Source organism: Mycobacterium sp. TH-M116, assembly GCF_057473685.1.
Genome location: NZ_JBYCLC010000207.1, coordinates 1 through 8078 on the forward strand (window position 1 = coordinate 1; position 8078 = coordinate 8078).

Annotated in this window: 9 protein-coding genes; 3 read left to right on the forward strand and 6 right to left on the reverse strand. The window is 66.4% G+C overall.

The window, feature by feature from the left end:
• Positions 1 to 521 (reverse strand): cation diffusion facilitator family transporter (locus tag AC2VOK_RS10515; protein ID WP_428900413.1); only part of this gene is annotated, 521 nt, incomplete at its 3' end.
• 159 nt (positions 522 to 680) lie between these two features.
• Here AC2VOK_RS10515 and AC2VOK_RS10520 point away from each other — a divergent pair.
• Positions 681 to 1613, forward strand: a complete 933-nt coding sequence (locus tag AC2VOK_RS10520; protein ID WP_428900414.1) for a universal stress protein — start codon at positions 681 to 683, stop codon at positions 1611 to 1613.
• 63 nt (positions 1614 to 1676) lie between these two features.
• Entirely contained in the window at positions 1677 to 2369 is a 693-nt protein-coding gene (locus tag AC2VOK_RS10525; protein WP_428900420.1) for a class I SAM-dependent methyltransferase, read from the forward strand.
• Here the strand turns inward: AC2VOK_RS10525 and AC2VOK_RS10530 are convergent.
• Positions 2347 to 3108 carry a metal ABC transporter permease gene (locus AC2VOK_RS10530; protein WP_428900415.1) on the reverse strand — a complete coding sequence of 254 codons (762 nt, stop codon included), beginning with the start codon at positions 3106 to 3108 and terminating at the stop codon, positions 2347 to 2349. The two genes, AC2VOK_RS10525 and AC2VOK_RS10530, sit on opposite strands and share 23 nt — an antisense overlap.
• A 4-nt stretch (positions 3109 to 3112) precedes the next feature.
• A complete protein-coding gene (locus AC2VOK_RS10535) occupies positions 3113 to 3817 on the reverse strand; it encodes a metal ABC transporter ATP-binding protein (RefSeq protein WP_428900416.1) in 705 nt (234 codons plus the stop codon).
• 323 nt (positions 3818 to 4140) lie between these two features.
• Here AC2VOK_RS10535 and AC2VOK_RS10540 point away from each other — a divergent pair, with 323 nt between their 5' ends.
• Entirely contained in the window at positions 4141 to 5406 is a 1266-nt protein-coding gene (locus AC2VOK_RS10540) for a PPE family protein, SVP subgroup (RefSeq protein ID WP_428900417.1), read from the forward strand.
• A gap of 80 nt (positions 5407 to 5486) precedes the next feature.
• Here the strand turns inward: AC2VOK_RS10540 and AC2VOK_RS10545 are convergent, their stop codons facing one another.
• From AC2VOK_RS10545 to AC2VOK_RS10555, 3 genes are all read right to left on the reverse strand, one after another.
• Positions 5487 to 6476, reverse strand: coding sequence for a D-2-hydroxyacid dehydrogenase family protein (locus AC2VOK_RS10545; protein ID WP_428900418.1), 990 nt, complete (start codon positions 6474 to 6476; stop codon positions 5487 to 5489).
• Between the two features lie 134 nt (positions 6477 to 6610).
• A complete protein-coding gene (locus AC2VOK_RS10550; RefSeq protein ID WP_428900419.1) occupies positions 6611 to 7783 on the reverse strand; it encodes a glycosyltransferase in 1173 nt (390 codons plus the stop codon).
• A gap of 31 nt (positions 7784 to 7814) precedes the next feature.
• Positions 7815 to 8078 (reverse strand): thioredoxin domain-containing protein (locus tag AC2VOK_RS10555; protein ID WP_486944286.1); only part of this gene is annotated, 264 nt, incomplete at its 5' end.

Genomic DNA, 8078 nt, shown 5'->3' on the forward strand with positions numbered 1-8078 from the left:
CCGCCGGCCACGGCGGTGGCGACGAACGCGAACAGGTCGTTGAGGATGTGCTGGAACGCCCCCTCGACGTTGAGGCTGGTGCGGTTGGCGCGACCGATCATCAACGTTGCCGCCACGTTCACCGCGATGCCGACCAACGCGGTGATCAACACCAAGCTGCCGGTGACCTGGGGCGGGTCGATGAGCCGGCGGATCGCCTCGTCGGCCAACCATACCGCCAACAGCACCAGCGTCAGACCGTTCACCTGTGCGGACACGATCTCCGCACGCTTCCACCCGTAGGTCATGAACCCGGACGCAGGGCGCGCCGCCAACCGAATCGTGTACAGCGCCAACGCGATCGAACCGGCGTCGGTGAGCATGTGCGCGGCATCGGAGATCAACGCCAGCGAGCTCGCGATCACGCCGACGGCGACCTCGCCGATCATGTAGGCAACGATCACCAGCAGCGCGCCGATCAGCCACCGCCGATCACTGTCGGCCGAGGGATGCCCGTGCGCGTGTGAATGACCCGTGCTCACCGGCCCGCTCCCACCGCAGTCACACGAAGTAACTTATGCATGTGCCCTCATGTGTGCAAACCCAATTCGGAGGCCTGGTGTGTCGCCGCGTCGGTCGTTCGCGCGGTTGGTGACCAAAGTCTCCTGACTCGGTCCGTACCCCCGCCTAACGTCGACCTCATGGCAGTTCAACCGGTCGGAATTGTGGTGGGTGTCGACGGTTCGCCGTCTTCGGTCCAAGCCGTCAGGTGGGCGGCGCGGAATGCCGCGATGCGCCACGTCGCTCTCCGGTTGGTTCACGTCGTCGCGCCGGTGGTTACTCCCGTGGAACCGTGGGTGGAACCGCCTTCGCCAACGAGCTCGTCCAAGTACCAGGAAGATTGGTCGCGTCAATTCGTCGAGGAGTCCCGCAGGGTCGCCGTCGACGCGACTTCACCCGATCGTGCATCGCACATCACCTGCGAGGTGCTGTTCGCTCCCGTAGTTCCTGCCCTGGTAGACCTCTCCGGGCAAGCCGACATGGTGGTGGTGGGTTGCCGCGGCCAGGGGGCGGTGAGCCGCTCGTTGCTGGGATCGGTCAGCTCCGGCCTCGTCCAGCACGCCCACTGCCCGGTCTGCGTGGTCCACGACGAGGATCCGCCCGCATTCCGTTCGTCCGAGGCGCCGGTCGTGGTCGGCATCGATGGGTCGCCGACGTCGGAGTTGGCCACCGGGATCGCCTTTGACGAGGCGTCGCGCCGCGGCGTGGAACTGGTTGCCCTGCATGCCTGGAGCGACATGGGTCCGCTGGATTTCGCGAGTATGAATTGGGCGCCGATCGAGTGGCGCAACATCGAAGTCCGTGAGGAAGAAGCCTTGGCTGAACGTCTTTGTGGTTGGCAAGAGCGTTATCCGGATGTCACCGTGCGGAAGGTCGTCGTGTGCGACCTACCGGCGCCCCGACTGCTCGAGCAGGCGAACGCCGCCCAGCTCTTGGTGGTCGGCAGCCACGGTCGTGGCGGTTTCCCGGGCATGCTGCTCGGTTCGGTGAGCCGGGCGGTGGTCAATTCCGCTCAGATTCCTGTGATCGTTGCCCGGTTGCCTCATCGAGAGACGGCGGGTTCGAGCGCATGACGCAACGGGTGGCGCGCGATTCGACGCGCTCCGGAAATACGGGCACGACCGAAAGCCGATGAACTGACCACGACCCCACAGGTCCGCGCGTATGACGCCTGGTTCGACAAGCCCTGGGGCTCTCACGCGTGGGCGATCGAGCTGGCAGCGGTCGCTGCGGCAATGTCAGGGCACTCCGAGGGACTCGTGGTCGACGTAGGCTGCGGCACGGGACGACTCGCGGAGTTCCTGGCGTGTCGCGGACACAGGGTCCTGGGCATCGACATCTCGGCCGGGATGCTCGCAGTAGCAGCCACCCGCGCGCCTGGCCGCCTTGTGCGCGCCGATATGCTGCGCCTTCCGCTGCCGAACGCCGTCGCCGATGTGGCGATCGCGCTCGCGACCCTGGAATTCACCGATGCCGCAGCGGCCATGGCGGAGCTGGCGCGCATCACCCGGCCCGGCGGTCGTATCGTCGTCCTTGCGCTGAACCCGCGTAGCCTGTGGGGACTACTCGACCGGCCCGGCCGTCGTAGCCCCTACTCGACGGCCACCTTCCTGAGCCGGAGGCGCCTGCGACGCCTCGGCCGTCGCTATGGCAGCATTCGCCTGCGGGGCAAGCTGTTCACGGCGTCGCGCCCCGGTTTGCTGCATCACCTGGAGCCCTTCGCCGCCATGCTGGGGCGTGATGTCCCCTGGCTGGGCGCCGTGCAGGTGCTCGTCATCGACAAGCCGATGAGAAGCGGGCCCGGCATCAGCGAGCGAAGGGTACCGTGACGAGGAACGCCGCGGTGCTCGCCACAACGACGAGCGGCCCCGCGGGTAAATCGGTCAACCGGCACAGGACGATGCCGGCCACCGCCGACACGACGCCGATCGCCGTGGCGCCGAGTGTGTACTGAGTGAGGTTCTTTCCTAAGTTTCGTGCGGCGGAGGCTGGAATCGCCACCAACGCGGCCGTCAACAGCCCGCCCACCATTTTCACCCCGAGCGACACGACGATTGCGATCAAGAGCAGGTAGAGCAGGTTATAGCGCTTGACGTTGACGCCCTCGGCGGCGGCCAGCTCCTCGGAGACGTTGACCAGCACCAGCTTCGGGAAGGCCCGAAACACGGCGAACATCACAGCGCCCGACGAGACCACGACCAGTGCTGTATCACCCATGCCGACCTTGGCGATGTCGCCCACCAGCGCGGTCTCGGCCTGGTTGATCGGCAGGAACAAAAACGCGGCCGCCACGCCGGATGCGAACACGACGGCCGTCAGCGCCTCCATCGGCAGCTTCGTTCTCAGCCCGAGCAACCAGATCACGACGACGCCGAGAATGACGAAAGGGAAGGCCCCGAGGGAGACGTCGAAGCCCCACAGCAGCGCGAGTGCGATTCCCGGCAGTGTCAGATGACCGAGCGGCCCGGCCACAAGCGCCATGTTACGGCTCAACATCAGCGACCCGAGATAACCGGCGGAGCCGGCGATGAACGTCCCGCAGATCAGGCTGAGAACGAAGGTCTGCATGTCCCTACTCGTGCTTGTGCTCGTAGAACTTCACCTCGGCGCCGTATAGCCGCCGCAGGTTCTCCGCGGTGAGCACCGATGACGGCGCGCCTTGGCAGATCGGTTGCTTGTTTAGACACAGCACCGTCGAGGAAAGCCGGTGCACTACCGTGAGATCGTGGGTCACGATGATCATCGTGAGGTTCCGTTCCCGATGGAGCCGCGCCAGCAGTGCGTACACGGTCTCTTCGCCGCGGACGTCGACCCCGGTTGTCGGCTCGTCGAACAACAGCACGTGGGGATCGCCGGCGAGCGCCCATGCGATGAGCACCCGCTGAAACTGCCCCGAGGACAGGTCGCCGATCCGGCGGGTGGCCAACTCCGCGGGCAGCCCGACGGTGGCGAGCGTTGCGGCGACCTCGGTTTTGACGCTCCGCTTGAGTGCGAAGAAGTCGGTGACCGACAGCGGGACGTGCTTGATATAGGGCAGCCGTTGCGGGACATACCCGATACGGGTGCCCTTTTTCCACCTGACCGAGCCGTCATGGGGCACTGTGCCCAGTAGCGCACGCAGCAAGACTGTCTTTCCTGCGCCGTTGGGGCCCAAGATGGTCAGGACTTCTCCTGCTCGCACACCGAAGGACACCTCCGCGAGCACCGTTTGGCCCTCAAGGTTCACTGCCAGGGCGGCGACCTGCAGTACCGACTCATCATCGGGCGGCACTGTCACCAACCGGCTCTCGTTGGGTAACCATGACACACCGTATACGGCCGCAGATCGCCACGTGCGGTATGCCGCTCGACTTTCGCGGTTTGATCGGTGGGGGTGTATTTTCCTGAGATTTTGTGAATTCTGACTCGGAGGGGAGTGTACGACGATGATTACATTGGCGCCGAACTCGGTTTTTCGTGGTTTCGGTCGCGGGGTGGATATGCCGACGGTGCGTGTCGTGCGGTGGCACGGGGTTCCTCGGTCCCAGTGGGTTGCGTCGGCGGATTCGTTTCTTCCCCTGCGTGATTAATTGAGGAGAAAAAGAACAGGAAGGTTCATCGATGATCGGAACTTTGGATTACGGGGCACTACCTCCAGAAGTCAACTCTGCGCGCATTTATGCTGGCCCTAGGTCGGGACCGATGTTGGCCGCCGCATCGGCGTGGGATGGGCTGGCCAGCGAGCTGCATTCGACAGCGAGTGCTTATGAATCCACAATCTCCGACCTGACCAGCGAAGAATGGCTCGGCCCCGCATCGAGGTCCCTAGCCGTCGCGGTCACCCCCTATATCGAGTGGATGTCCATCGCGGCCGCGCAAGCGGAGCGGATTGCCGAACAGGCCACATCCGCCGCAGCTGCCTACGAGACCGCCTTTACCGAGCACGTGCCGCCCACCGCGATCGCCGCCAATCGCACCCAACTGGCGTCGCTGGTCGCGACGAACGTTTTGGGGCAGAACACCCCGATGATCGCCACTCACGAGGCCCAGTACGGAGAAATGTGGGCCCAGGACAGCTCGGCGATGTATCAGTATGCCGGCGCGTCGGCAACGGCGTCGAAACCGAGACCGTTCTCCCAGCCCCCCAAGACCACCGACCCGGCCGGTCAAGCCGGTCAAGCCGCCGCGACCACCCGTGCTTCGGGCAACGCCATTGGCGGCGTGGCCAACAAAATGTCCGGGCTGCAATCGGCACTGCACCAACTCTCGTCGCCCCTGGGGGCCTCGTCGTCGAAGGCGACTGGATCATCGAGCCTCGTCGCGCCCGATTCCGACACGACAACGTCGGGGCTTCCCGGGCTGCTGAATACGCTGGACGGGGCGACACACAGCTCCCTGGGCACCGCCTTGATGACCACCGGAGACACCGGGTTTCCGGCCGCGTCCATGAGTGGATTCGTGTCGGCCGGTGACGTGGCGCTCATTGGTCCGATCGGAGCCAGTGCTGTCCACCGCATCGGACTCGCCTCCTCGATTCAGGGCGGTGCTGTCCCGGGGGCACCGACCGTGGTGTCGGCGGTCACCCCGCTGGAGGGAACTGGGGGCACGGTGTCGGCAGGGATGGGCCGGGCCAATTTGGTGGGGGCCTTGTCGGCGCCACAGAGCTGGTCCGCAGTCGCCCCAGCGAATGCGACCACTCCGGCGACCACCGCAATTCCCGGCGCCGCTCCGGGTGCTGGACCGGAGGCTGCAGCGAGTATGCCCGGTATGCCGGGCGTGCCGGGGACGCCGACGCCCGGCGCGGGGGAACGCGGCTCGGTACTCAACTACGGCATGCCCCGATACGGGGTCCGCCCCACCGTGATGCCGAAAAACATTGTCGGGTAGCGCAACTGCTGGCCCTTAAGCGCTTCGGGCAACTGGCCGTGTCGGCGCACTCGTGGGCGTGAACGGAGGCGGCGGCGACGTCAGTATCGCTGCAACGCTTGGGGGTTGGCGATGCGGATGGGCGCACCGTCCAGCCACGCGACGACAGCCTCGACGGTGTCGGCGTAGAACGCGCCCAGCATCTCGCGGGTGGCGTAACCGAGGTGCGGAGACAGCGTCACATTCGGCAGCCGCCGCAGCGGATGATCCGCGGGCAGCGGTTCGGTGTCGTAGACGTCGAGACCCGCCCCGGCGATGCGCCCGGATTCGAGCGCAGCGAGCAGCGCCGTCTCGTCGACGATCGGACCCCTCGACGTGTTGAGCAGGTAGGCGTGCGGCTTCATCGCGCCCAATTCGGGGCCACCGACCACACCGCGGGTGCGCTCGGACAGAACCAGATGGACAGAGACGACATCGGCGTCTTCGAACAGCGTCGCCTTGTCGACGCGGCGGGCGCCGACGACGGCCGCGGACTCCTCGGTGAGATTGTGACTCCACGCGATGACGTCCATGCCGAAGGCTTTCGCGTACCCGGCCATGCGTCTGCCGGTCCTGCCAAGGCCGAGCAGCCCAAGCGTCTTGCCCCACAACGCCATTCCCACGGTGGACTGCCAGCCGCCGCCGCGCATGTGCCGATGTTCTTCGGCAAGGTGGCGAACGGTCGCGATCATCAGGCCCCAGGCCAATTCCGGCGTGGCGTCCCGCACCGACCGGAAGCGCGGATCGGCGAAGTCCGAGTGGGCAATTGCGACACCGCACTCGGTGGCCGCGTCCATGTCCAGGTTCGGCAGGCTCGTGCCGACGATGGTGACCAGCCTAAGGTCGGGCAGTCGCTCGAAAAGACTGCGCGGGAAAGCCATCCGTTCACGCATGGTGCACGCCACGTCGAAAGGGCGCAGCGCCGCCGCGGCCTCCGCCTCGGAGAGGTGGTGGCCGAAGACGGTGACCTGGGCACGCGTCTGCACCGGCGACCAGTCGGCGACGTCGAGGGCGACACCCGCATAGTCGTCGAGTATCGCCACCCGGTGCATGCATGCTCTCCTTGCCGAGTTGAAAACTCTGGGCGCACAGCCTAGCCCACCACCTTGTGCGCCAGAGCAGACGCCTGCCGCATTCGACCGCCTGTCGCAGGGCACGTGCCCCGGCGCGGCCGAACCCCACGTGGCTAGCCGTCGGCTGGCACGACCAGTTCTTCCAGCAGACCCGCGGCATAGGCGACACTCTTGGCGGCTTCGGTCATCTGCGTGCGAAGCTCCTGGCACCTCGCGACGCAGTCCGGCGTCAGAATGCGTCGCAGATCTTCGACGAGCGTTTCCGCCGTGGTGGCCGGGAGCTGCCTCTCACAACCGACGCCCAGCCGGACGACCGCATCCGCCCACATCGGCTGATCGAGCCAAAGCCAGAGGATCAACGTCGGAATCCCGGCCCGCATACCCGCGGCCGTGGTGCCGGCGCCCCCATGGTGAACGACCGCGCGGCACACCGGAAAGACGGCCGCGTGGTTCACCGCGGCGACGATCTTGACGCGGTCCGGATGGGGGACACCGGTGAAATCGTTGGGCCCGCTGCAGATCAACACCCGCTCGCCCAACTGCTCGGCGGCCGCACTGACCATGCCGACCATGTCGGCCGCGGAATCGATCGGCGTGCTGCCCAGGCCGAAGTAGATCGGCGGCGTTCCCTCGGCGATCCAGGACAGAACGTCCTCGTCGGCATCCGTCGTCAGCTCAAGGGTGAGCGAGCCGGCGAAGGGCCGCCGCGCAGCATCGGCTTCTCGCCATTCGTCGGCCAGCTTTGCCGCGCAGAGGTAGTCGTAGGTCTGGATCTCCAGCGAACCCGCCGCGGGGGTATCCGGCAGGCCCAGCATCTGGCGCTGGGCCACCTCAGCCTGCGTCTTGAGGTTCGAAATCAGCCCACCGGAAGGCTGCAGCTGCGCCGGGAAGAAATGCAGCGCGGCGAACGGAACCCGCTGATATTCGGCCACATTCGCGGCGAGCCCCTGCTCGTTCATGCCTGCCAGGAGAAGGTCGGCCTCCGCCGCCAGCGAGACCAGAGCGGTGTTCTTCTCCGTCGAGATCTGGAGAACCTCGTCCATGAGCTCAGGCAGCGCATGGAGCGGGTTGTCGACCTGACGAACGAAATTCGCGGCCGCGTTCATCCGTTCGCGCGTGTCCCTGCCGTAGGTGGCAGCGACGAGTCCGGCGGCCTCGACGAAGCTGCGCATGTCCGGCGGTACGGCCATGGTCACCTCGTGGCCTCGGCGCATCAGCTCGCGACCGACGGCGGCACAGGGTTCGATGTCACCGCGGCTTCCATAAGCTGCCACGACCACTTTCACGAGTGCGACCTGCCTCGTCTGCTCGACTGCTTCATCGCCACTTGATTCCGCAGCCGATCGACGGCCGCTGGTCGGGAGCTACCGCCCGCCCGGCGAGCACCGCGTCGACCGCGGCCAGCACGTCGGCTGCCGTGACGGGCTTGCCATTGCCGGGCCTGGAGTCGTCGAGCTGGCCGCGATAGACGAGCCGGCGCTCGCCGTCGAACACGAACGTGTCGGGGGTGCAGGCAGCGGAGAACGCGCGGGCGACGTCCTGGGTTTCGTCGTACAAATAGGGGAAGGTCCACCCGTGGCG